General features: G+C 39.7%; 20 protein-coding genes. 4 read left to right on the forward strand and 16 right to left on the reverse strand.

The window, feature by feature from the left end:
- Positions 1 to 113 precede the first annotated feature (113 nt).
- On the reverse strand, positions 114 to 1,421 hold the full coding sequence (locus FW759_RS09490; RefSeq protein ID WP_446442824.1) for an ATP phosphoribosyltransferase regulatory subunit: 1,308 nt from the start codon (positions 1,419 to 1,421) through the stop codon (positions 114 to 116).
- 488 nt (positions 1,422 to 1,909) lie between these two features.
- On the opposite strand from FW759_RS09490, the gene FW759_RS09495 reads away from it, so the two are divergent.
- The 3 genes from FW759_RS09495 to FW759_RS09505 all read left to right on the forward strand — a co-directional run bounded on the left by FW759_RS09495 (position 1,910) and on the right by FW759_RS09505 (position 5,473).
- Positions 1,910 to 2,299 (forward strand): DUF2237 family protein, encoded by a 390-nt coding sequence (locus FW759_RS09495; protein ID WP_062844061.1) that lies wholly within the window; start codon positions 1,910 to 1,912, stop codon positions 2,297 to 2,299.
- A gap of 58 nt (positions 2,300 to 2,357) precedes the next feature.
- On the forward strand, positions 2,358 to 3,572 hold the full coding sequence (gene corA, locus FW759_RS09500) for a magnesium/cobalt transporter CorA (protein ID WP_062844060.1): 1,215 nt from the start codon (positions 2,358 to 2,360) through the stop codon (positions 3,570 to 3,572).
- A 227-nt stretch (positions 3,573 to 3,799) separates the two neighbouring features.
- Positions 3,800 to 5,473, forward strand: a complete 1,674-nt coding sequence (locus tag FW759_RS09505; protein ID WP_446442825.1) for an RCC1 domain-containing protein — start codon at positions 3,800 to 3,802, stop codon at positions 5,471 to 5,473.
- Positions 5,474 to 5,645: 172 nt separating this feature from the next.
- Here FW759_RS09505 and folD read toward each other — a convergent pair whose 3' ends face one another.
- The 15 genes from folD to FW759_RS09580 form a co-directional block, all read right to left on the reverse strand.
- Positions 5,646 to 6,536, reverse strand: a complete 891-nt coding sequence (gene folD / locus FW759_RS09510) for a bifunctional methylenetetrahydrofolate dehydrogenase/methenyltetrahydrofolate cyclohydrolase FolD (protein WP_446442826.1) — start codon at positions 6,534 to 6,536, stop codon at positions 5,646 to 5,648.
- Between the two features lie 168 nt (positions 6,537 to 6,704).
- Entirely contained in the window at positions 6,705 to 7,916 is a 1,212-nt protein-coding gene (locus FW759_RS09515; RefSeq protein WP_446442827.1) for a DegT/DnrJ/EryC1/StrS family aminotransferase, read from the reverse strand.
- 40 nt (positions 7,917 to 7,956) lie between these two features.
- Entirely contained in the window at positions 7,957 to 8,613 is a 657-nt protein-coding gene (locus FW759_RS09520) for an acetyltransferase (protein ID WP_446442828.1), read from the reverse strand.
- Positions 8,606 to 9,229 carry a sugar transferase gene (locus FW759_RS09525; protein WP_446442829.1) on the reverse strand — a complete coding sequence of 208 codons (624 nt, stop codon included), beginning with the start codon at positions 9,227 to 9,229 and terminating at the stop codon, positions 8,606 to 8,608. Before FW759_RS09525 ends, FW759_RS09520 begins: the two co-directional genes overlap by 8 nt.
- Position 9,230: 1 nt before the next feature.
- A complete protein-coding gene (locus tag FW759_RS09530) occupies positions 9,231 to 10,376 on the reverse strand; it encodes a glycosyltransferase family 4 protein (protein WP_446442830.1) in 1,146 nt (381 codons plus the stop codon).
- A complete protein-coding gene (locus FW759_RS09535) occupies positions 10,373 to 11,236 on the reverse strand; it encodes a glycosyltransferase family 2 protein (RefSeq protein ID WP_446442831.1) in 864 nt (287 codons plus the stop codon). The genes FW759_RS09530 and FW759_RS09535 overlap by 4 nt, the downstream gene beginning before the upstream one ends.
- Positions 11,237 to 11,247: 11 nt before the next feature.
- Positions 11,248 to 12,408, reverse strand: coding sequence for a glycosyltransferase family 4 protein (locus tag FW759_RS09540; RefSeq protein ID WP_446442832.1), 1,161 nt, complete (start codon positions 12,406 to 12,408; stop codon positions 11,248 to 11,250).
- Complete coding sequence (locus tag FW759_RS09545; protein WP_446442833.1) at positions 12,405 to 13,802, reverse strand: O-antigen polymerase; 1,398 nt, start codon at positions 13,800 to 13,802, stop codon at positions 12,405 to 12,407. Before FW759_RS09545 ends, FW759_RS09540 begins: the two co-directional genes overlap by 4 nt.
- Positions 13,803 to 13,940: 138 nt before the next feature.
- Positions 13,941 to 15,158 carry an oligosaccharide flippase family protein gene (locus tag FW759_RS09550; RefSeq protein ID WP_446442834.1) on the reverse strand — a complete coding sequence of 406 codons (1,218 nt, stop codon included), beginning with the start codon at positions 15,156 to 15,158 and terminating at the stop codon, positions 13,941 to 13,943.
- Positions 15,159 to 16,193, reverse strand: coding sequence for an NAD-dependent epimerase/dehydratase family protein (locus FW759_RS09555; protein ID WP_446442887.1), 1,035 nt, complete (start codon positions 16,191 to 16,193; stop codon positions 15,159 to 15,161).
- Between the two features lie 32 nt (positions 16,194 to 16,225).
- Positions 16,226 to 17,503, reverse strand: coding sequence for a Vi polysaccharide biosynthesis UDP-N-acetylglucosamine C-6 dehydrogenase TviB (gene tviB, locus FW759_RS09560; RefSeq protein WP_446442835.1), 1,278 nt, complete (start codon positions 17,501 to 17,503; stop codon positions 16,226 to 16,228).
- A gap of 66 nt (positions 17,504 to 17,569) precedes the next feature.
- Positions 17,570 to 19,414: a polysaccharide biosynthesis protein gene (locus FW759_RS09565; RefSeq protein WP_446442836.1), complete on the reverse strand. Its 1,845-nt coding sequence runs from the start codon at positions 19,412 to 19,414 to the stop codon at positions 17,570 to 17,572.
- Between the two features lie 175 nt (positions 19,415 to 19,589).
- The gene (locus FW759_RS09570; protein ID WP_446442837.1) at positions 19,590 to 21,848 is read right to left on the reverse strand and encodes a polysaccharide biosynthesis tyrosine autokinase; all 2,259 of its coding nucleotides are present in this window, start codon (positions 21,846 to 21,848) and stop codon (positions 19,590 to 19,592) included.
- Positions 21,849 to 21,893: 45 nt separating this feature from the next.
- Positions 21,894 to 22,325 (reverse strand): low molecular weight protein-tyrosine-phosphatase, encoded by a 432-nt coding sequence (locus FW759_RS09575; protein ID WP_062844041.1) that lies wholly within the window; start codon positions 22,323 to 22,325, stop codon positions 21,894 to 21,896.
- Between the two features lie 26 nt (positions 22,326 to 22,351).
- Positions 22,352 to 23,383: a polysaccharide biosynthesis/export family protein gene (locus FW759_RS09580; protein WP_446442838.1), complete on the reverse strand. Its 1,032-nt coding sequence runs from the start codon at positions 23,381 to 23,383 to the stop codon at positions 22,352 to 22,354.
- Between the two features lie 491 nt (positions 23,384 to 23,874).
- Between FW759_RS09580 and rluB the strand changes: the two genes are divergently transcribed.
- Positions 23,875 to 24,795, forward strand: coding sequence for a 23S rRNA pseudouridine(2605) synthase RluB (gene rluB / locus FW759_RS09585; protein ID WP_446442839.1), 921 nt, complete (start codon positions 23,875 to 23,877; stop codon positions 24,793 to 24,795).
- Positions 24,796 to 24,926 lie beyond the last annotated feature (131 nt).

The raw sequence follows: 24,926 nt of genomic DNA on the forward strand, positions 1-24,926 counted from the left end.
AACGTTTATAACGTCAAAAATTCATAATAACTTCGAAATTAATGAATCATATTTGGTGTATATTTGGTCAATCAATGACTCAACCAGACCTTAAGCACCCACCTATTTTGTGCTTACAAGGTCTGTAGTTGCCATTGATCATTCACAAGATTGAGCTGATGCGTCACATTGGTGGGACGGTCTTCTGCATTTAATGGCACAGTGACGCGATAACCTTGCTGACGCAAACTCTCAACTTGTTGCAATAGTAGCTGTTTTTGCTCATCGTCAATGGTCTGTGATGCCTCATAATCCACCAATACAATGGTTGGCGCACTAAGCTGAGTATGAGCCAGTAAACGACTGACATCCATACTAAAACCAGTAGCGTCACGTGGCTGATGTCCTGCTACTTGACTGCCACTTTGCATACCATCAAAACGACCACCACGAACCAGTGGCTGGGTTTCACTATTAATATAACCGTTGAAGATGATGCCCGTGTGATAATGATAGCCTGACAACTCTGTCACATCGATACTTACTGCGCATTGCCACTGTTCTTGTAAATGAGTCTTTAGTCGTTGTAACTCGTCAATTGCCGTTACAATCTGGCGGTCCTGTTGTGCAGTGGCAGACAACTTGGCCAGTAGGTTGTCAATATCATGACCAAAGCGTGCTAAGACGTAAAAATCATCACCCATTGGCAAGTTCTGACAGACTCTTTTTAGCTCTGGTAAGTTTTTATTGGCATATAAATGCATCAACTGTTCGGTATCGACGTCTTGCAACTGCGCCAGCTGAGCCAAGCGCTTAAAGATGGCCACATGACCCAAATCAATATGTAGAGCAGCGCTCATATTTAGCGTATTCACCATAGTGAATAACACATCGATAAGCTCGATATCTGCCGCAAGTGACGCGCAGCCAAATATCTCAGCACCAAGCTGTAATGGTGTACGCGAGCCAAAAAGCCCAGAAGGCAAGGTATGAATTACATCACCGGCATAACAGTATCTGGCAATACCAGTACCGCCCCAATGCGCATCAATACGCAAAATTTGCGGCGTGATATCAGCGCGTACACCCATTAAGCGACCTGTAAGCTGATCAATAATCTTAAAAGTTTGACGCTTCAAATCTTCTGAGGCGTCACTTAACAAAGACTCAGTAAATTCAATCATTGGCGGATTTACCAGCTGATAGCCATGTGTAATGAGCTGCTGAGTCAATCGATGTCTAAGCACTTCTTGCTTATGAGCATCTTCAAACAACACGTCCACCACCCCATCAGGCAGTAACCAACTATTGGCAACGTCATTGGCAAAGTTGCTAAAAGAGCGGTTTTGATTGGATATAGCATCACTTGTAGCAGGATGCGTTACCGTTTGATTGGTAGTATTTGACTGGGCGAGTTTTGCAGAATCAGAACTGACAGACACAATAAATCCTTGTTTGGCGTAGCGCTTACCAAAAAACGCGATGCTAATGCGGTACTAAAAATTTGTCTTTATAATGGCAATAATGCGTAGTACTTTTTATTTTTTAACACGCAACATCATTGACCCAATTATATATAAACAAACTAGGTAGCCGCAAAAGGGTGAGTAATAAGTATAATTTAGAATGATAAGACGAGTATTTTTATACGCCGATAAATAGCGATAAGCTAATAGAGCTTGATAAACCGCCAAGGCACTTTACGCTTTAGTTTAGCATAGCAGTTTGGGTTCGCCTAGTGACAATTCGCCACAATCACTATCTAATTGATTCTCTTCAATGTTACAGACCAGATGATTGAAATGCCTCATATCGTATGAATTTAATTAAGGTTAATCTTGCGTGTAAAGAATACTATCAAAGTGTTTAGAACAGCGCCTTCAACCCAGACTCATGTTACACTAACGCATATTTTTATCTCGGAAGCCTCATGTCGTCTGATTATCACCCAAACCCAGCCAACAACCAAACCAATGTACTAGGGACAGCGCTTGCCAGCTGCTGCTTTGACCCGCTTACTGGCTACTATCGCAACGGCTTTTGTCACACTGGCAACCATGATGTCGGTCAGCATACCGTTTGTGCCAAAATGACCAGTGAGTTTTTAAACTTTTCTGCCAGTCGCGGCAATGATCTGATTACACCTTTGCCAGAATATGGCTTTGCTGGTCTTAAGCCTGGAGATTACTGGTGTATTTGTGCCCTACGCTGGGTTGAAGCGCTAGATTTCGATATTGCACCGCAAATAAAGCTCGAAGCTTGTCATGAAAGCTTGTTAAGTTTAGTTGATATTGAAACATTGAAAAGCTATGCACTTTAGTAGCTCAAATTATAAGTTTTGATTATTACAGACCTTTTACTTTATTAAGGGAGGGTGTATGGAAAACAATAACGATCCGTTGATTAAAGAAACAGCGCGTATTGCACCTAACTCCAATGTCACTCGTATTCACGCCAATATGAATGACAAACATCTTTATTTAGATAATGACGACAGTTATATCTATGGCGATGCAGATGCCACAAATGAGGAAACGATCGAGACGATGACTGTCTATGATCCAGACTCAGAGCGTTATGAAGATATTGACTTATCCAGCTCTGGAGAAGTCGTTAACTGCTACTCTTATTCGCGTAAAACGGGCCAAAAACTGGATCAAGTCGCGCTCACTGACGTCAGTCGTGCTTTGAGCAATAACGGTCAGTTTATTTGGTTGGGTCTTTATGACCCAAGCTTAGAAACCATGGTCAAAGTTAAAGAAGCATTTGAGTTGCATGAGTTGGCTATCGAAGATGCCTTCGCCGACCATCAGCGCGCCAAAGTTGAAAACTATGACAATGACATGGTGTTTGTCGTGCTGCGTACGGCGAAGCTTGAAAACAACATTATTCGCTATGGCACCACAGCGATATTTATGGGTAAAAATTACCTGATTACTATTCGTAACGGTCCATCGAACTCTTACGCGCCTGTCCGCGAGCATTGCCACCGTCGTCCTGAAAAGCTGCGCATGGGTCCAATCTTTGTGCTACATGCTATTCTCGATTTTATCGTGGATAACTATATGCCGATCACGGATCGCTTGGGTCGCTATTTGCGGGAGCAAGAACGCTATGTATTTACCTACGAGTTTGATAAAGGTACGTTAAAAAATCTTTATGAGTTGAAATCGCAACTGGTCCACATGCGCGCTATTATTTTGCCCGTACAAGATATCTGTAGCTTTTTTATCAATCATAAAAAAAGCGAGCTGGTGTCTGGTTTTTCTCAGGCGGCCAAACCTTATTTTCGCGATGTCAATGACCATCTTTTGCACTCTTTGGATGCGATTAATGGTCTTAATGAGATGCTGAGCGTGGTGATGAATACCTATATGGCCATGGTCAATATGGGACAAAACGAGGTGGTACGTAAGCTTGCTGCTTGGGCAGGTATCTTGGCGGTACCAACGGCTATCGCTGGTATTTACGGCATGAACTTTGACTTTATGCCTGAATTACACTGGAAGTATTCCTATTTGGTTATTATGATCTTTATCGGTTCGTTGTGTGGCTATCTGTATTATAATTTTAAGCGATTAAAATGGTTATAACTTATGCTCAAACACAAGTTATAACCATTTTGAAAGAAGACAGTTTCGTCAAAGAAGCTGTTTTTAATTGATAATGATTCTTACTTATAATATGATTCATCGCTATTATTAATGGCTTGCTATCACTCACATCCTATCATGTCAAAAACTAGGCATCAGACTTACTTTTGCCTTACTTGCCCCTCTAGTTTTTGACATGATAGTGCTTCACCTCTATTAAGGTTTTTATGCGTTCATCCTCTCTCATGCAGGCAATGGCAATGGTTGTCATAGCCTTGCTTTTGACTGCTTGTGGCCATGACTCTGATACAGTTGCCGCTATAACGGTTATTGATAGGACACCGCCGTTACTAACGACTGATAGTGGGTTTGTGGATGGCTATACTGCCGTGGCTGCCGTTTTTGTCTCGGGACAGGTACAGGATAGCAGTGGTATAAAGTCTTTGACTTACGCGCTAAATGAAGCACCCGCGCAAACATTAACAGTCGATGCTAAAGGGTACTTTGACGATCGAATTTTGTTGTCCTTAGGCAATAACAAGTTAACGTTAGAGGCCACCGACAATGCGGGCAATATGATGCGCTCAACCAAAACCCTGTATCTTGGTAACACGGTCGCCGCAGGAGGCTCGCATACTGGAGCGTTACGCGATGGGCAACTCTATGCTTGGGGACGCAACAATTATGGTCAAATTGGTCTTAGTTTGACGACCAAAACGACCGATGTGATAGGTCATCCAGACACCCCCATGATCGTAAACCATGCGCCAAAAAATCTGATTTCTATCAATTATAATCAAAACCATTCACTGGCAATCAATCAAGAGGGTCAGGTTTATAGCTGGGGTGCTGATAAGTACGGTCAATTGGGTCGCGGGGAAATAGGTCGCGATGACTGCAGAGAAATCGAAGATTGCCGCCTCGATATCAGTCCTATTGCAGGTATTGATGATGCAGTCATGGTAGCGGCAGGTTATAAGCACAACTTGGTACTTACCAAAGATGGTAGTGTTTGGTCGTTTGGTGCCAATACTCAAGGACAACTGGGTACGGGCTCAAGTGCTTCTAGCAGCACCCCTATTCGTGTAGATTTTTCTAACGCAAATGATGTCGGACACATTGTACAAGTGGTCGCTAGTGCTAATAGTTCTTATGCTTTGGATGATAAAGGTGAGGTCTGGGGTTGGGGCAGCGATGCTTACGCCAATCTTGGAGACGGCAAAACCTGTACCGCAACCAACTCTTGTCTCAATATCCATTCCACACCTACACGTATACAGGTTCTTGATAATAATTCTACTAAATCCAATGCGACTCACTATAAAGAAAAAATCATTCAGCTTGCTGCTGGTCGCGACCACGTCCTTGCCTTGACCAATACAGAATCCGTTTACGGTTGGGGATTGAATGATACCAGTCAATTAGGCTATAACGGCCAAGCGTTCAGAGATACCAAAGATGCGTGGGCAGACATTATTGTCACACCGACCAAACTGCCTTGGTTTACTAATAAGGAAGTTCGCCGCATTTATGCAAATGGTCATGCCAGCTATGCATTATTAGACAACGTATCGATGGGTACTGACTCAAAAGCCAATGGCATTGTCTACGCTTGGGGCGCATTTGGTGAGACCGATAGCACTGGCAAAACTGTCTATAACAATTTGGATGAGCCTACCAATAAACTGCTTCATTTAAAGAATATTGACACCATGGCCGTGGGTATCATGCATCTGATTGCTCATGAAAAACCGAGCTCTCAAAACGGTATTAGTAATTCCAAAAACGGTTCTTTCTTGACTTGGGGCTGGAGCTTTGAGGGTGCATTGGGTAATAAAGACACCACTCATATTTGGATGTACAACACCCCCACACCCGTACATTTACCGAGCCAAATCTGACAGGCAGCCTATTTTTCTTACGCTAATCCAATTAAGAAAAACGACCTTAGGTTCTTTGATTGCCATATCAATTCGAGTAACGAACCATAACATTTAAGCTTCCACAAAAAAAGGCTACCAACAGTAGCCTTTTTTCGTATTAATAAACTAGCCTTATTAATAACTGGCTAGGCTATTCATCGTTGCTCAGACCTGCTGATTTTTCAGCCGCATCAACCGTTTGGCGAATGAGTGTATTAATAGTCATTGGACCCACACCGCCTGGTACAGGGGTATAAGCGCTGGCGATGTTTTCCATACCTTGCATTTCGATATCGCCGACACCGCCGTTCTCTGTTGGGTGGAAACCTGCATCGATGACGACTGCCCCTGCTTTGATCCACTCTGCTTTAATCAACTCTGGCACGCCAACTGCCCCAACTACAATATCTGCGCGCTTAATATGAGCGGCCAAGTCTTCAGTTCTTGAATGACAGATAGTAACGGTACAATTGGCATTCAATAGCATCATTGCCATCGGCTTACCCAAGATGGCACTGCGTCCAACGACAACCGCTTCTTTGCCTGATAGCTCGATGTCGTAATGCGCCAATAGGTGCATGATACCCTGAGGCGTGCATGAGCCATACGCTGACTGCTGCATCGCCATACGACCAAAGCCCAAACAAGTCACGCCATCGACATCTTTTGCTAAGTCAATCTGCTCAAAGCAGGCGCGCTCATCAATTTGCTCGGGCACTGGATGCTGAAGCAAAATGCCATGTACATCAGGGTTATTGTTCAGCTCATCTATCTTTGCCATCAGCTGTTCGGTCGTCGTTTCGCTCGGCATCTCGACCCGAATAGAATCCATACCAACTCGTTTACAGGCATTACCTTTCATACGGACATAAGTTGCAGACGCTGGATCGTCACCGACCAAAACCGTCGCCAAGCTCGGTGTACGTCCAGTTTTATCCTTAATGGCATCTACGCGTGTACGTAGTTGCTCTTCTATTTGTTTGGCAAGTGCTTTGCCGTCCAAAACGATGGCTGACTCTTGGGCAGTAGACTCGATAGACATATGAACTCCAATAGAGGGGGCGGTATAAAAAAATAAAGACAGCGCTCGCCAATACTTGCGTGCCTGCCTTTTGTGTCGTCAACCTTTGACTGATAGTAATATTGTACCTGTGTACGCTAAAAAATCCTAGCGTGTGATAAAACTTGATACTCAGAAGCCGCTGAAACCTTAGGCTTCTGATTGATGTATTTTAGTGAATACAAGATCGATCGCTTTTACTGTTTTTTCTATCTCTGCCGCTGTAAGCGTAGGATGAACTAACAACATCAAGCTGGTCTCGCCCAATTTTTTTGCCACTGACAATCTAGGCTCCGGGCGTAAACCTGTATTATCGAATGCTTTTTCTAAATAAACTTCAGAAGCTGAACCTGAGAAACAAGGCACGCCTTGCTCATTAATCTCTGTGATAATACGGTCGCGCGACCAGTCATCAGGTAGGTTCTCTGCCTGTACATAAACGTAGAGTTTATAATAGGCATGTTTAGAATCCGAAAATAGAGAAGAAACCTCTAACCTCGGTACTGAAAGATAGCCTTTTTTTGCTTCCCATTTAGTACATGCATCCAATATAGCGTACGCATTGACAGTGCGCTTGGCAGTCCAATCGCTCATTCTCTCTAACTGAATACGGCCGATTACGCCTTGCATCTCAGTCATGCGCCAATTGGTGCCAAAGCTCTCATGTAGCCAGCGATAGCCAGGTAGATGCTCAGTTTCATAGACGGCCGCATAGCTTTTGCCATGGTCTTTGTACGCCCACATTTTGCGCCATAGCTGTTCATCATTGGTGGTGACCATACCACCTTCACCACCTGTGGTCATGATCTTGTCTTGGCAAAAGCTCCAAGCACCAATATGACCAATACTACCAACGCTACGGCCTTTATAAAGTGCGCCATGAGCCTGCGCACAGTCCTCAATGACATATAAGTTGTGCTGCTCTGCCAGCGCCATGATGCCATCCATATCACAAGGCCAGCCAGCCAAATGGACACAGACGATGCCTTTGGTTTTCTCCGTCAATACCGCAGCAATCGATTCAGGCGTGATGTTACCCGTTGCTTCATCAACATCGGCAAAAACAGGCGTTGCTCCCGCATTAATCACTGATGAGATACTAGCGATAAAGGTGCGCGGCGTCACAATCACTTCATCACCCACACCAATATCTAACGCTTGCAAGGCAACATCCAATGCCAAAGTACCATTACCCATAGCAATCGCATAGTCACTGTCTGCCCATTCAGCGAACTCGGACTCAAACTTACGACACTCTTGCCCTGTCCAATAGTTGACCTTATTGGACAACAATACTCGGCTGACGGCATCGGCCTCGATTTGAGTAAAATTGGGCCAAGGTGAAAATGGGGTGTTTAGCATAGATGTCTCAGTAGTTTTATGATGAATGACGGAGTGTCTTTTATTGTTTAAGAAGTGGACGTGCGGGGTTTCCGACCACTACCGTCCCAGCGGGTACATCTTTGGTCACTACTGCACCCATCCCAACGATAGCGCCCTTACCAATAACCAATGGCTTGTCAGGTGTACCCTGCTTAATTACCGCTCCTGCCCCAATATAGGCATGATCATGGATATGAATATTGCCGTTACAGCTGACTCTAGGTGCAAAGGTAACATAATCGCCAACGATGCAGTCGTGCTCGACGTAGCTATATAAATTGGCATGAAAGCATTTACCAATCGTCACGTTAGCAGCGATAGTAACAAATGGACTGAGCGCGGCTCCTGCACTGATACTAACTTCGTCCATAATCAGAGTAGTTGCTCCCTGCACTGTCCACAGTGAAATACCATCTTTAATTAATTTATCTGCAATTACCTGACGAATACTACTATTCGCAATGGCTATGAGGACTGATTTGTTATCATGTTCTAAAATTTTAAATCTCTCATAGTTCATGGCAACATAGCCATTCACGCTAGAGTCTTGAGATAATGCATCGTCAATAAATACAATTTGGCTCATATTCCCCAAACTATTTAACTGCTCAGCAGCGACTGGCATAAGACTGCGCCCACAACCTGAAGCCCCATACACCGCAAAGACTTCACTCATGGCTGTTTTCTACAATAGGATTATTCTTGGAGCCTGTGAACTTACTCATGGTGGCTTCACCATCGGCACTGATACCATCTTTGACCAATACTTTTTTCACCGTTTTAAATAATATCTTAATATCAAGCCATAACGACTGATTATCAACATACCACGTATCTAGCTCAAATTTCTTATCCCAGCCGATAGCATTACGTCCATTTACTTGTGCATATCCTGTAATACCAGGACGGACCAAATGGCGTCGTTTCTGCGATTTATTGTATAGTGGTAGATACTCCATCAATAACGGACGCGGGCCGACTAGACTCATATCGCCTTTTAGTACATTCCATAGCCCAGGCAACTCATCCAGACTACTATTGCGTAATGCTTGACCAAAAGAAGTCAGACGCTCGCTATCAGGTAACGGATTACCTGCTGTATCTATCGCATCCTTCATAGTCCGAAATTTAATCATCTCGAAAGGTTTGCCATTTAAGCCAGGACGAGTCTGACGAAACAGGACTGGTGATCCTAAGTTCTTGCTGACTTTATAAGCAGTGATCGCATATACCGGAGATAACAAGACTAAAACTGTAGTCGCAGCAGTGATATCAAAAAGTCTTTTCAGCATTTCAAATACTCATTATGTATTTATAAAAATCAAAAACTTGGGCTGCAGTATGATTAACATCTAGTTCTCTTAGCATTTCTTGTTTACCAAAATTCGCTACTTGATTTGCATTCTTAGAATCATCTAATACTGTTAATATTTTCTGAGCGAGACTTTCTGGATTGCTTGATGGTACTAACCAGCCAGTTTCATTTTCTTTTACAATATCTGGAAAACCACCAATGTTTGTAGCTATGGTAGGAACACCCATTAATAAGGATTCTGCTGCTCCTCCTAGATTTTCTGATAACGAAGGATGAACAGCAATATCAAAATCCGGGTATAAGCTAGGAACGTCTGTGCGTGTTCCTAAGAAATAAACTTTATCTCCAAGGTTGTTTTTGCCGTACTCAACCACCTGCTTATAATAATCTTCTGAATCACCCCAAGCACCACCAACGATAACACATACCACATCATTACGTTGCTCTATGACAATGCTCATGGCATCAATTAAATCTTCATGCCCTTTTAGTCCTCGATTTTGCCCTAACCATTTTTTGGGTGGATAAACAAAAGCAACCATACCAATAATCTTAGTGTCATCTAAAATATCTAACTCACTTCTCAGCCTTCCTTTTGGCTGATTGTGATCAAATACTGATACGTCTGAACCGTAAAAAATAGTCGTCAATCTATCTTGAGCAATACCTTCTTGCAAATAGTATTTTTTTGATAAGTGGCAAGTCGGTATCCAATAATCATATTTATTCGCTAAACTGATATCAATTTTTCTTGTAATAGTCTTTTCAAGATGCAAAGGGCCTGGCACTTGAAATATTCGCCTTATAGGAATACCAACCAATGCTAGACGCATAAAATAGGTAGTGCCAACAAAGTGAGAATGAATAATATCTGGATTAACCTCTGAAACTAGTTTACGTAGACATTTTACTGCTTTTACAAAGCTTAGTGGTGATTTTATAAATGAAGCTATATCGACATTAAGTATATGAACGTGAGCACCTACTTTTTTGTAGTCCTTATAAAGACCTTCTTTGTTTGGTAAAGTTACATGAATTTCACACCCAAGGCGTATAAGCACCTGTATTTCTCGAAGTGCCCAAGTAGCTCCAACTGTTGTTTTTATTAAGTGTAAAACTTTCATTTTTTTTCACCTAAACTCTTTAGTTGATCATTAAATTCTGTTTGCTGTAAGAGAGTAGGCTTAAGAGAACGTGACGCAATGAGTACATCGAACATCCCTAACACGGTATAAGCCATTAGTCTTATTAATTTTGCTATTTCAAATGTAGATTTAGATACAGCGATTATTGGAAAACTAGGTAAAAATTTTAGATACCCTCGTGCACTATAGTAATAACCTTTAAAAATTTTCTTAGGACTGTTAGATTGTTGCTCTTCATATACGTACCCAATAATATCAAGAAGCATATATTTCTCATGTATCAAAAGTCTTCTTAAGAAATCAACATCTTGTGCTAATTTAAATCTAGAGTCATAACGAATATTTTTAGCTAAAGATTTTCTGTACATACTAGGAGCGTGAGGAACAGGCACTGTAGTAGGTTTATCAAAAAACTTTACTTGATTATCACCTATAGATCTTACACCACTAATATCTCCTGTAGTATTCGTAACTGCCATACCACAAGAGACTACGCCTAGTTCAGGATACTTGTTAAAAGCTTCGACTTGAGCTTGTAGCTTACCATTGTAATACCAATCGTCTGCGTCTAGCATAGCTACATATTCACCATAGCAATTATCAAGTGCTACTTGACGCGCATAACCTCTACCCATATTTTTTTCTAGTTTGATTAACCTAACTCTATCATCTTGGATAGAATTAATTATAGCTACAGTATCATCAATCGAGCCATCGTCTACAATGACACACTCCCAGCTTTCGTAAGTCTGCAACTGTAAGGATTTAATAGCTTTATCAATTGTATATTCTGCGTTATATGCTGGCATCATTACGGACACTAAAGGCTGAGAACTCATTCAAACAATCCTTATATTTTTTCTATTACTGATATAATGCTATCGGTATTATTCTTTGGGTCAAAATATGATCTACTAAAATCTTTCGCTCTTGTAGAAATAGACTTATAGAGCTCTTTATCGCTTATCATTAATTTTATAGACTCCTTCAATCCATCTATATCATCGACTTCAAATAATAGACCTGTTTCCATATGTTTAATTGCTTCAGGTATGCCACCTACCGGAGTAGCACACACAGGTACTCCATGAATCATAGACTCAATGATGGATCTAGGAAAACCTTCAGTATGACTAGGCAAAATAACTAAATCACAAGAAACTATATCGGATACAAGATTGTCCCTCCAACCAATAAAATGAACATCATTATCTAGTCCATAGTTAATAATAAGATTATGCAGGTAATTTATATAAGAATCATCTACTCCTATGGGAGATGCACCTGGTAACCACAAATCGATTTCATAACCTTCAATTTTTAGCTTGTTCAATGCTTCAATAGCAATATGGTGACCTTTTTCTCTAACTGGTCGTGCTGCTGTAAGCATAATTTTAAACTTATTACTTACTGGCAAATCAGTAGACTTCTCAGGTGTTTCAAATTTGCTACTTTCAATACAATTGGGGATATAACCCAGTACATTTTTAGATATACCTGCTCTAGAAAGATTATCGACAGCATTCTTAGAGTGAGCAACCATATAGTCTACTTTAGTTTTTATAGCTTTAACCAATCTAGGTGATAACTGAGTATCTGTACCTTCACCTCTAAAATAAAAAAGTATTTTAAAATTCAGTAGTAACTTCGCTATATGTGAAAAAAATAATGATTTTTCATTATTGACAATAACCAAATCTGGTTTGTTAATCCTAATATAATTAATCAGTCTTAAGGTAATAATAAAAAAGTTGGAAGCTTGTTTGAGAAAACCAAAAGCTCTAAGTAAGGGTTGATTACTATGACCTATCGTTACATTTGTACTTTTTGAATATAGTACAAAATGATTCAAATTATACTCTAAGGACTTAGCTTTATACTGCTCAGATACGCCGAATACGTCTATGATACTGCACTCATATCCTTTATCTTGTAAACGTTTCATTAAATATAAACTTCCTTGTGGGGCTCCGCCAAAATTTAAAGTGAAGTCAAAAAAAGATACTTTCATATCTTAGCCTTTTTCATTGGAAGATATGGGGCGATATGTATAGCTATCCACACCATCAGCAAAGACCAAATAACTGTTCTTAATACAACTGCACTAGAGTTTCTCATCCACATACATAATGAGGCAACAAAGGCTATATAAGCAATCATCCAATATATGTTGGAAGAATACTTATATTTATTGTAAAGCTTTCCACTTATAAGACCTAAAATAATAAAAAATAATACAGAGCCATAAAGGCCAAAGTTTCCATAGCTTTCCATTAGAATTGAACCACCTCTACCATAAGTATCTTTTCCAAATGCGGTCTCAGTTAACCAAGTTGATATACTTTCAGAAACTCTATTTCCAAATAGATTAGGAAAAATAATCAATAAAGATTCATAGTATGATTTACCATACCAATAATCATACTGTTCTGGTATATAACTCATTATCAATGGAATTGTTTTAAAGCTTTTACCAAACTCTTCAAGCGCACTGACGATTATATTATTACTAGCTGTTTTACTATAAGCTTCATATGCTTTTATAGGATTATATATGGAATTCACGCGTGAAACGGCAAGAATTGATGACACAGATAGTACTGATACCCCTATTACAACTCCTTTCAATAAATTTATTTTTTTATAAAAAATATTATAAATTATTAAAGGAATAACAGCATAAAATATGAACCCTCCCCTATCTCCAATTACTAAATATCCTAGAATATACGCAATAGCAAAATAACTACTGATGCCACCTATTAAGGGTTTATTAATTTTAACTCGAGATATATAGTATATTGCTAATGCACCCACCCCTACATATTGTCCAATCCAGTACAGCTTACCAATTGGAGAAATTGCCCCTACAGATATCAACGACTTATAATCTGAAAAAGCTAAAGATATTATTGATACAATAGGTAACCAAAAAGATAAGAACGCAAAAATAATGAAGAATTTACTGACGTCGTATAAACTTTTGTAATTAAAATTATTATTATCCTTTGATATCAAGCTTATGTCTTTAACAATAATATTAAAACCTATAAGAAAACTTGATGCAGCAATAGTCAAAAAATATATAGATTGATAGATATATCTACTATCCCAGAATACCTCTGAATCATATTCAGACATATCTAAGAAATATAAATATATATAGCTGAAATGAAATACATAGAATAGCACTATAAATATATTATCAATCGCAGTCCAATCTATGCTTTTTTTATTCACTATTTTTGAAAGTAAATAAATTATTAATAATAACAACGAGGGAAACAAATTAAAAAAACTGAGTCCCGTAAAATAACCTGCATTATTAAATAAAATAATGTTGATAGTTAAAAAAAATATCAATACTGATAGATAAAACGAGCGCATTATAGATTTTTCATTCATTATTAGCAATCTTCGTTTTTTATTTTATTAAACCTCTTACAAAACTATCATTTCATTTACTTTGACAAAAAGAGTTTCAAAAGGTAGCGACGACTTACACAAGATATCTAGTAGTATAATTTTTTTATTTAGGATGAACTATAACCTACGCAGATTAGCTAGGAAAACACACATTGAAATCAATATGCCTACTAACGAGCAAATTATTGAGACATAGATAGCACCTTTGAGCTGCATACTTGGTATTAATAAAGCAGACACCACAAAACATACTACTGCACATATAGTGTATATATATACTTGCGACTTAAAACTTCTTTGTATATTTAACATCATATTTGAGTAATAAAACAGACATAGAAAACATCCAGAGACTATAGCAAGGAAAAACTCATTTGTATATTGAGCATACTTCTTACCAAATACTAGAGTTAATATCAAAGCAGAGTTATAATAAGTAATTACAATACAGAGCATTAGTCCTAAAATTAATATAGCTAACCATATAAATATTTCTTTTATTAAATTATTTCTAGAGTAACGATAAAGATAAGAAAGTCTAGGAATCAGAGCTTGACTAAATGACCCCATAAATAAATTAAAAAATGCAATCAAAGACATCAGCGTTGTGAATACCCCTAATATCACTAGACCTGATATATCTTCCAACTTTATTCTGGGTATAGTTGTAAATAAAGAAGATAAGGCTGCAGTTATACCTAACGGCAAGCCTATTTTGAATAACGAAAATATCTGTTTTTTATCAAATATTTTGAAATAGGAAATGACATTATCTAGAAAAAACTTTTTTAATAGTACTAAATCAACTAATAAACAAAATACTCTAGTGATGGAGAATGCGGCAATAGCTAAAACAATCTCCTTAGAGGATAAGTAAGTAACAACGAAAGACAGAAAAGTAGTTAATCCCAATATTATGTTAGAATAAAAGAAATATTCATTTTTTTCTTTAATCTGATATACAGATATAAAGTACTCTCTGACCAACATAGCTGAGTAACCAATCCCTAAAACGGAAACAGAAATTATATAATCATGCTCACCTTTATACATAATAACAGCAAATATAATAGTAGCTAAGAGACTTATTAAAGCCAGTATAACTCTTGAATTAAAATAATCTGAATTACTATGTACCTGATCCACATCTGATAGCTGAACAGTTCTGAGCTTTAATGTGAAGAATAAATGAATCGGTAATGCAAGGGCTTGTGCAAGGCTATAAACACCAATATCTTCGTTATTCCCAAATCTAATCAAAAATAATAACATTAGCCATGCAATACCTGCATTAACTATATTAGCTAACAAAGCAAACATTATGTTTTTTTTCATTTATTTATCATTTTTACTTAGTACTATAATATACCAAGGCATCGCTTTCTCAATACCTTGAATAATTTCAAACTGAGGCGCATAGCCTAAAGCGCTCTGTATTTTACTAATATCTGCCTGACTATGACGCACATCCCCTTCTCGAAAATCTCTATATACAGCGTCCTGAGTATAATCCACTCCGTTAACTGCCAAATTATCTTTTAATGCAGCAAACAAAGTATTCAGAGTCGTACGCCCACCTACAGCGACATTATAGATTTGATTTTTAGATTCTTCGTTAGCAGTGGCTGCTAAGATATTGGCCTGTACGGCATTTTCAATGAAGTTAAAGTCACGGCTGGTATCACCATCGCCATTTATATATACATCATCACCTGCGATCATAGCTGCTGTCCACTTGGGTATTACTGCCGCATAAGCCCCATCAGGTGTTTGGCGTTTACCAAAGATATTGAAGTAGCGTAGACCGATAGTATTGAAGCCATAAGTACGAGCAAATACATCAGCATATAGCTCATTAACATACTTAGTGACCGCGTAGGGCGATAAGGGATTACCAATATTGGCTTCAACTTTTGGCAAGGCAGGATGATCACCGTAAGTTGAGCTGCTAGCCGCATAAGTGAAGCTAGTTACCTTAGCATCACGAGCCGCCACTAGCATGTTTAAGAAGCCTGAGATATTAGTGTCATTGGTATTAATAGGGTTGGCGATAGAGCGTGGTACTGAACCTAATGCTGCTTGATGCAAGACATAATCTATGCCTACACATGCTGCTTGGCAGTCTTCTAGTTTGCGGATATCACCTTCTATAAAGGTGAAATTTTGCCACTGAGCGTCGCTTACCAATCCCTGCACTTCATCTAAATTGTGTTGAAAACCAGTGGCGAAGTTATCTAAACCGACTACTTTTTGATCAAGGAGTAGCAAAGTCTCAAGCAGATTTGAACCTATAAACCCTGCGACCCCAGTGATGAGCCATGTTTTAGGCGATTGAACTAACATATCTTTGACTGTTTGGTAAGCTGTCACTGTCATGAGTTTTTCCTTATTTCTTAAAAATTTTATAACCGAATATCAGTGGCTTCTTTATCAAAGACGTACTTTAAATCATAGAGTACATGCTTGTCTTTACCCAAACGTCTAATATGATCTACTCCCATGTCGACGAACTCGCTATGAGCGACCGCTAAAATAATAGCGTCATATTGATTTGAAGTGGGTTGAGAGATAGGTGTGATATCGTACTCTCGCTCAGCGTCTTTAGCAGCTACCCAAGGATCATAGACATCGACGTCGATATTGTATTCTTGTAGCTCATGGACGATATCGATGACTTTAGTATTACGTACATCAGGACAGTTTTCTTTAAAGCTCAATCCCAATATTAAAACTCTAGCACCCTCAACTTGGATGCGCTTTTTAATCATATTCTTGACCAGTTGCGTGACCACATACTCACCCATACTATCGTTCAAACGACGACCAGCGAGTATGATCTCTGGGTTATAGCCGATCGCTTGAGCTTTGTGCGTCAAATAATAAGGATCGACACCGATACAGTGACCGCCTACTAGTCCAGGCCGAAACGGTAAAAAGTTCCACTTCGTGCCTGCCGCTTCTAATACGGCCTCAGTATCTATGTTCATTTTATTGAAGATAACTGCTAGCTCATTGATAAGCGCAATATTGACATCTCTTTGGGTATTCTCAATAACTTTAGCCGCTTCTGCTACTTTAATACTTGATGCCTTATGAGTACCAGCGGTAATGATTAGGTTATAAACTGCGTCTACGAAGTCGGCGGCCTCTGGCGTAGAGCCTGACGTCACTTTTAAGATGTTGGTGACTCGGTGCTCTTTATCACCTGGATTGATGCGCTCTGGACTATAACCCGCATAAAAATCTTTGTTAAACGTCAGTCCAGAGGTTTCTTCCAATATAGGAATACACACCTCTTCTGTTGCCCCTGGATATACCGTTGACTCGTAGACCACGATGTCGTTTTGTTTCAGCAAACTACCAATCGCTTTTGAAGCGCTAATCAGTGGCGTGAGATCTGGCTGTTTATAAGCATCGATAGGTGTGGGTACAGTCACAATAAAGAAATTGCAGTCTTTTAATGATTCAATATCCGAGCTATAGCTTAAATGTATTGCTTGTGCCAGCTCTTTGTCATTCACTTCTAAAGTGTGATCAGTACCAGCATTCAATGCTGTGATACGATCAACATTGGTATCGAAACCAACTACCGTATGCTGCTTGCCAAACTCAACGGCCAATGGCAAACCCACATAACCCAGTCCAATTACTGCAATTTTAATATTGTTGATATCTAACATAATATTCCTTTAGTAATGTGCCTGAATTTTGTTTTCAAACTTAATTTTTAATACGTCTTCTAAGCGCTATACAGATTCGGAACTTTCTTGATAACCATCTACAAACTGCCTAAACTGCGCTTTTAGCCAATTCACATCATGCTGTTTTTGTTTTTCGGTAAGCTCAAATAAAATGTTTTCGATATCATTTAATGGAAAGCTATGTTCCATCGCCTGCATAATCAAAGGATGGTCAGTCGCCTCTACATTATCATCACCGATGATCAGCTCTTCATAGAGCTTCTCTCCTGGACGTAGTCCTGTAAAGACAATTTCTATATCTCCATCAGGGTTTTCAGCGGTTTTTGTTTCATGACCACTGAGATGAATCATTCTACGAGCCAAGTCGACGATTTTTACCGGCTCACCCATGTCGAGGACAAATACCTCACCACCAGTCGCCATTGCTCCTGCTTGTATCACCAAGTTTGACGCTTCAGGAATGGTCATAAAGTAACGCGTCACATCAGGATGAGTGACTGTTATAGATTTACCTTCTTCGATTTGTTTGGTAAATACAGGTATGACAGAGCCTGAAGACCCAAGCACATTACCAAAACGTACCATGCTAATGCAGGTGCTATTGCTTGTTTTGCTTAATCCTTGACAGACCAGCTCTGCCAAGCGCTTAGTTGCGCCCATGACATTGGTCGGCCTCACTGCCTTATCTGTGGAAATAAGAACAAAGGTCTCAACGTTCGCTTCAATGGCAGCGCGCGCACAGTGATACGTGCCTTTGGTGTTATTAATGACTCCCTCAAAAGGGTTATGCTCTACCAAAGGCACATGCTTATAGGCGGCAGCATGATACACTGTCTTTATTTGATGTTGTGTCAGTATTCTATATAGATTGTCTTCATTGGTGACGTTGCCAATCACCGCGATGATGTCAATAGTCTGATAACTGTTATGCTTTGATTGCAACGCTATGAGTTCTTGATGGATACTATAAAGTGCATATTCGGACGACTCATAGAGCACAAGGCACTTTGGTTGGTTTTTGATTACTTGTCGACATAATTCACTACCGATAGAGCCGCCTGCACCCGTGACCAGCACACATTTACCACTAATATTTTTTTGCAGCAGATGCATGTTCGGTTCGACTGTTTGACGATCCAGCACGTCTAAAATATCAACTTTACGCATACTACTAACAGTCACTTTGCCATCAGCAAGCTCTTTAAGACTCGGTAAGTCTTGAATCTTGATAGAAATACCAGATAGCTTCTCTATAATTCTTCTTTTTTGCGTATGGTTGACGGAAGGTAACGCTAAAAAGACTTGCGCGACGTCATATTTTCTTATAACAAACTCAAGTTCATGAGCAGCATAAATCTTTTTATCGAGTAAATACCCTCCTATGAGCTGTCGATCATCATCAACATACGCCACTACATTGTAATTGTGCGAGTTTCTTAGACCTTTTAATAGGTTCCTGCCGGCCTCACCTGCGCCATAGATCACGATATTATCACAACTACCCTCATTCCTAAGGTGCGACCGATGCTGACCCCACCGTCGCATCAAAAGCTCACGAATAATCAGCCTGCTATTCCATAACCAAATAAAATACAGAAACAAAAAGATGATTGGAACAGAGCGCGGTATACTCTCCAAGGGGTTTAGATAAATAATGATTTCAAAAATGATGATAAGGACAAAAAATAACTGGGCTACAGTGCCCATGACGTTATCAAGAAAACCTCTAACCACCCCTTTATAGAAGCCAATGGTATACAAGCCAATGATAGGAATAGCGGCATAAAAGAATAATATGGCAGGGCTAATATGATGAGCGATATTGCCATAGCGTAAGGACAACGCTAAAAACAAGCAAACACATGACATCGCAAAGTCTGCACTGAACATAACTGTGCGCTTGACACCACGCGGTAGTGATAAAAGATACTCAGCGATGTATGAGGGCCACGTATTTTTATGATTTAACGGCGGACAGGCATTTTTAGTTACTGATTTTGAAAACATAACCACCAACGATTCAAAAGAGATGCATGAGAGAAGAATTCTAAAAATTCACGATTGCTTAAGACTTATTCCCATAAGCATAACTATAGTGATAGCTGTATTTACTCATCAAACCTTGCCGTACGTCATTAAGAATAATGCCATCTACTTGTACATTTGATTTATTCATCTGCTTGATAGCATAAACCAACTGCCCTTCTATTGAGTCATCGTATCTCGTTACCATTAGCACTTTGTCTGCATAATGACCTAACACCATAGCATCTGAGGCCGCCAGTACTGGCGGTGAGTCGATAATGATATAATCGTACTGAGACTTTAGCACTGCTATTAGCTGACCAAAATTATCATTCATCAGTAGTGATGCAGGGTTGTGCGGATGCTTGCCGCGCGGTATAAAATCAATATGATCCATAGCCGTAGGATGGATAAAATCGGAAATACCTAGATTAAAGAGCTCATTATCTTTTTGGACACTATCGACTGGGACCAATCGACTGTTATCCTGTGACAAATAATCCGCTAGGCCATTATCTTGACTGATATTGAACATTTTATGCATCTCACCCATACGCATATCACCATCTATGACCAGTACCTTTTTATTGAGTTGAGCGAATACTTCTGAAAGGTTAGCTGTGATAAAAGATTTACCAACGCCTAGGCTCTCACCAGTTACTAAGATGATTTTGCCAGATTGCTTGGTTAAGCTTTTGGTTGCCAAACTGAATACCAAGTTGGTTCTGAGACTTTTGATTGCCTCATAACTCAAGCTATCATGATCTACATGAGCGAGCATACGATGCGGACTTTTTTTATTTTTATTTAATCTTGATAGTAAAAGTGAGCGCGGAATGGTCGCAACCACCGGTATGCCTGTTTTGGTTTCCAAGCGCTCCGGATCTTTGACCACGTTTTTCAGCAGGTTTTTGAGTAATACTAATGCTATGCCAAGCATTGTTCCTAAAAGCATAGCCAATATCATAATTTGGAGTTTCTTTGGCGCAATCGCTCTAAAGGTACTAATAGGTAGATCAATGATACGAGCGTACCCAATTTGACCAGCCTTAACGATTTTTAATTGTTCATAATTCTTGAGCAGCGTCAAATAGATTTCTCTATTAATCTCAGTATCAGCTGATAGCTTTAAAAACTCTCTTTGTATCTCTGGTAGACCAGCAATTGTATTATCTATCTCTTGTTTTCTACTATTAAGTACAGCAAGTTGCTCATTGATCTGTACAACCAATGGATGCTCTTCGGTATAGTAGGTAGTGAGATCTGCTTTTTTTAATTTAAGCTCATTAAGCTGTAAATCGATTTGCGAGTTTTCACCTAACAAAAGTTCAGCTTCTTTACTGACATCGATGGTGCCGTATTTTTTACGGAACTCATTGAATATTGTTTCAGAGTCTTCTAGCCTTTTCTTTAATGTTGGAATCTGCGTTTCCATAAAGCTAATGGTTTTAGTCGTCTCTTCAGATCCACGAGATTGATTTTGGTTAATATAGGATAAGACGATTTGTTTCAATATTAAGCTGGTCTGCCGCTGATTTGATCCAGTCATAGACAGTTGGATAATACCCGTTTGCTTACCTTTTTCAACGACTGATAGCGCGCTATTTATTTGGTCAGTTGTTGTTTGAAGGGATTGTTTGATGATATTAACTGGGTATCCATCAACCGGAAGATCATTGACGGTGACCTGAATCTCACCATCCGTCCCTCTAAATTGATGCGCTTTACCAATTTGACCCTTAAATTCGTCAAAACCATTGCTTAACACGAACCCTGTTGGAGAGCGTGCTAAGATAAATGAACGATTCAAATAGTTTTGTGAAACGTTGAACTGACTGATTTGTACTTCACCATCTTTAGTACTCAGTGACACACCTTCAGGTATATTTACCTGAGTATCGATACTACTGCTTTTTATTCTATCAAGCGCGCCAATATTAGGATCAGATAGCCGAATGCGTAGATGTAATGTATTAACAACTGGCTCTAATATCATACGCGAACGAATGAGCTCTGCTTCTGTTTGAGCCTTACTAACTTCAGATCCAATAAGCTCAGATATATCACTACCAAGCGCTGCGATGCCCTGAGACTTTTCTTCAACTTGAATAAGCGCATCAGATTTATAAGTAGGATTGACATATCTACTATACAAGACCCCTATAATCAAACCCACTACAGCAAAGAAGACAATGATTTTCCAGCCACGTAAAATGGCAAATAGCAACGCCATTAGATCAATTTCGTCATTATCATCTTTAGAGGCAGCGCTTGATGCATTTTTTGAATCTGTATTCATAATAATAGGGTCATCACTCAAGGATAGTCATTTAATAATTGCGGCTTAACTAAGTTTGTTAGCCCATTGCTCAAGACTGTTAACAATATCTTTACATGCTGCTTCAAACACATTTATATCATGCTGATAAGGATCAGCAATGTCTTTATTGACCCAATGACCTATCCGAAAAGTTTTGCCACGGCAATGTGGCCAACGTGCTTCAATCCACTTGGTTTGACTGTCTGACATTGTAAATATAAGATCTGCGATCGTAACTAGATTTTCGTTTATCTGCTTGGCCACATGATCAGACATATCTATATTGTAGGGAGCCATGACTTGTTGTGATTTTGGCTCTACTGGATGACCAGTCATTGCTGAAAGACCTGCTGAATCAATATTTTTTTGAGGATACTGATTTTTTAGTAGCGCAGCTGCTATAGGGCTGCGACAAATATTACCCACACAAACGACCAAAATATTATCAAACGCCATCTCAAAAATACCTGTGCCCGTGTGTGCTATAAGCCAGAAAGACTTCTAATGGTAGAAGTAGAAGGTAATAGAGCACTAACTACACGATTCCAACGGGTCAAGCCAGTTGGATCAACATAGACAATATCGTTGGCTTGCATCTCAAAACGATTGGCAAGGGGAAAGCTGGTAATAGTCTGCATATCGATATAATAAATATTAGTAACTCTCGTTTTGAGATTATCACGCACCACATAAATCTTGGCAGCATTGGCTGTATTGGCGTTGAGACCTCTAGACTCACCCAATACCTGCGCTAGACTGATGCCCTGTTCTAAAATAGGAACAGGCTCTACACGCCCAAACTCACCCAAGACATATATCTTATTGCGATCTTGACTATTGATATGAATCGAGTCACCGTCTCGTAGATAGATTTGATTAGCCGATGTACCCATTTCCCGTAACGATTGTAGACCGATAGAGTAACTCTTCCCCTGACGGTCCAGTACGATACTATTTGAATCTCCTGTAGGCCTTGCCCCGCCTGCCATAGAAATTGCACCGTATAACGATACAGGAATATCAGCAATGGGGAATTCACCCGGTTGCTTTACTTCACCATCAATAAAAAATTTATTGCCACGATAATTGACAATTTTGACTTGCGGGTCTGGATATTTGAGGTAGCGTTTCAAACTGCTTTGTAAGTTGGCGGTAAACTTGGGCACGCTTAGGCCACTGGCTTTAATACGCCCTATGAGAGGAAATTGAACAAAACCTTGTTGATCAACTGGAAAACCTGAGACATAAGGATTACTATTGCTACTGACTGCAGAGGGCGTTATATCTGGGTAACCTATCATTGAAATACTTAGAATATCACCTTCAGTAATTCGATAGTTTGCTTGACCAGAGCTTTGTACTAGTTCTGCCAAGTCGCTGTTAGGAGTCACCACTTGTTTAGGCGGTAGCGTTGTTAAGCTCAATGGCTGAACATTAAACTGAAGACCATTTTCCGCGACAAAAGTACCACTAGGTGGCAAATTACCAGACTGTAATCCTGAATTGAGACTCATACATCCTGATAATGCACTCACAAGTAATATACACGTTACGCCTAGCCGTCTAAGTGCATGATGCTGCATAAATAACCCTCTACAACGCATTATTTTTTATTTTATAATATCGAGCTATTACATTTTTTATAAAAATTTATAACGCATAATAACATGAATATGCTCTTGTTAAACTTTTATTACTTGATAATAGTTTATTTTGATGACAACTATAAGTAAGATTTGAATTCATTACATTAATATGTAATGACAACTTTATTATTGTGGTTAGCATATAAATCATTTACTTGGCGAAAATAATTTCTATCTAAATAATTTTCTCAAGACATTTTTTAGCAAAAAAAATTTGTGTTACTATCTTTTTTTATTCAATATTTTTTATTGGAAAATACCTTTAAAGCGCATAAATAGCGTAGAATAGCGGCTGCAAATTACTTTGCTAAAATTTTATACATTGAGAAATGTAAACCCACCGACTCAAGGACATCACTATGAAAGATGAAAAATTACAGAAAGCCCTCGCCCGTATGGGTCTAGGTTCGCGTCGTCAGATGGAAGAGGTGATCAAAGCGGGTCGCGTTTCTGTCAATAACGGCCCAGCAACGATTGGTGATCGCGTCACACAAGGCGATGAAATTCGCGTTGATGGTCGCCAGATCAAATACACCGCTGAAAACGAGAAGCGTCGCCGCGTGTTGGCATACTATAAGCCTGAAGGTGAAGTTTGTTCAGCTAAGGACCCAGAAGGTCGTCCAACGGTATTTGAGCGCTTGCCAAAATTGACTCATGATCGCTGGGTAATGGTTGGACGTTTGGATATCAACTCCACTGGTCTGCTCCTGTTCACTAACGATGGCGAAATGGCGCATCGTTTGATGCATCCATCAAGCGAAGTGACACGTGAATACGCTGTACGTGTATTGGGCGAAGTGACACCTGACATTGCTCGAAACTTGACGGCTGGTGTAATGCTAGAAGACGGCATGGCACAGTTTGAAGACATCAAAGAAGGCGGTGGTGAAGGCGTCAATAAATGGTATCACGTTAAGCTAAAAGAAGGACGTAACCGTGAAGTGCGTCGTCTATTTGAGTCGCAAGGCCTTAAAGTGAGTCGTCTATTGCGTACGCGTTACGGTACAATTGCCTTACCAAAAGAGCTGCGTACAGGTCGTTTTTTAGAGCTGGACAAAAAAGACATCAATACATTGACAGACCTAGTCAGCTTACGCCCACGTTATGGCACGGGCCTACATGGTGCGGCAAAAGAGAAGCAAGAGCGTATCCGCAACAAGCCACTAAAAGCACGTCGTACAGACAGCCGTGGCGAGAGCAGCAATGCAAAATCTAAGAGCAGCGCAAGCCCTGCCAGCCGCGGTTCACGCAATACTCGTGACCGTAATGACAAACGTTAATCTGTATCTGCTTTAAATCTGTTAAAGCGTTAAGGTAAATTCAAAAAAGCTGCCCATGATGATGAGTCATGGGCAGCTTTTTTATGTGGTGTTCTTGGGTCTTTATAGACATACCGTCAGCTCAAGTATTA

It is taken from the genome of Psychrobacter sp. 1176_08, from assembly GCF_052850615.1.

Coding starts and splice junctions, on each gene's coding strand:
- FW759_RS09550 (WP_446442834.1), bottom strand. CDS start 15,158: ATGAAAAAAAACATAATGTTTGCTTTGTTAGCTAATATAGTTAATGCA.
- FW759_RS09570 (WP_446442837.1), bottom strand. CDS start 21,848: ATGAATACAGATTCAAAAAATGCATCAAGCGCTGCCTCTAAAGATGAT.
- FW759_RS09530 (WP_446442830.1), bottom strand. CDS start 10,376: ATGAAAGTTTTACACTTAATAAAAACAACAGTTGGAGCTACTTGGGCA.
- FW759_RS09565 (WP_446442836.1), bottom strand. CDS start 19,414: ATGTTCAGTGCAGACTTTGCGATGTCATGTGTTTGCTTGTTTTTAGCG.
- FW759_RS09580 (WP_446442838.1), bottom strand. CDS start 23,383: ATGAGTCTCAATTCAGGATTACAGTCTGGTAATTTGCCACCTAGTGGT.
- FW759_RS09575 (WP_062844041.1), bottom strand. CDS start 22,325: ATGGCGTTTGATAATATTTTGGTCGTTTGTGTGGGTAATATTTGTCGC.
- FW759_RS09520 (WP_446442828.1), bottom strand. CDS start 8,613: ATGAGTGAAGTCTTTGCGGTGTATGGGGCTTCAGGTTGTGGGCGCAGT.
- FW759_RS09515 (WP_446442827.1), bottom strand. CDS start 7,916: ATGCTAAACACCCCATTTTCACCTTGGCCCAATTTTACTCAAATCGAG.
- FW759_RS09505 (WP_446442825.1), top strand. CDS start 3,800: ATGCGTTCATCCTCTCTCATGCAGGCAATGGCAATGGTTGTCATAGCC.
- FW759_RS09540 (WP_446442832.1), bottom strand. CDS start 12,408: ATGAAAGTATCTTTTTTTGACTTCACTTTAAATTTTGGCGGAGCCCCA.
- FW759_RS09545 (WP_446442833.1), bottom strand. CDS start 13,802: ATGAATGAAAAATCTATAATGCGCTCGTTTTATCTATCAGTATTGATA.
- corA (WP_062844060.1), top strand. CDS start 2,358: ATGGAAAACAATAACGATCCGTTGATTAAAGAAACAGCGCGTATTGCA.
- FW759_RS09535 (WP_446442831.1), bottom strand. CDS start 11,236: ATGAGTTCTCAGCCTTTAGTGTCCGTAATGATGCCAGCATATAACGCA.
- FW759_RS09525 (WP_446442829.1), bottom strand. CDS start 9,229: ATGCTGAAAAGACTTTTTGATATCACTGCTGCGACTACAGTTTTAGTC.
- rluB (WP_446442839.1), top strand. CDS start 23,875: ATGAAAGATGAAAAATTACAGAAAGCCCTCGCCCGTATGGGTCTAGGT.
- folD (WP_446442826.1), bottom strand. CDS start 6,536: ATGTCTATCGAGTCTACTGCCCAAGAGTCAGCCATCGTTTTGGACGGC.
- tviB (WP_446442835.1), bottom strand. CDS start 17,503: ATGTTAGATATCAACAATATTAAAATTGCAGTAATTGGACTGGGTTAT.
- FW759_RS09495 (WP_062844061.1), top strand. CDS start 1,910: ATGTCGTCTGATTATCACCCAAACCCAGCCAACAACCAAACCAATGTA.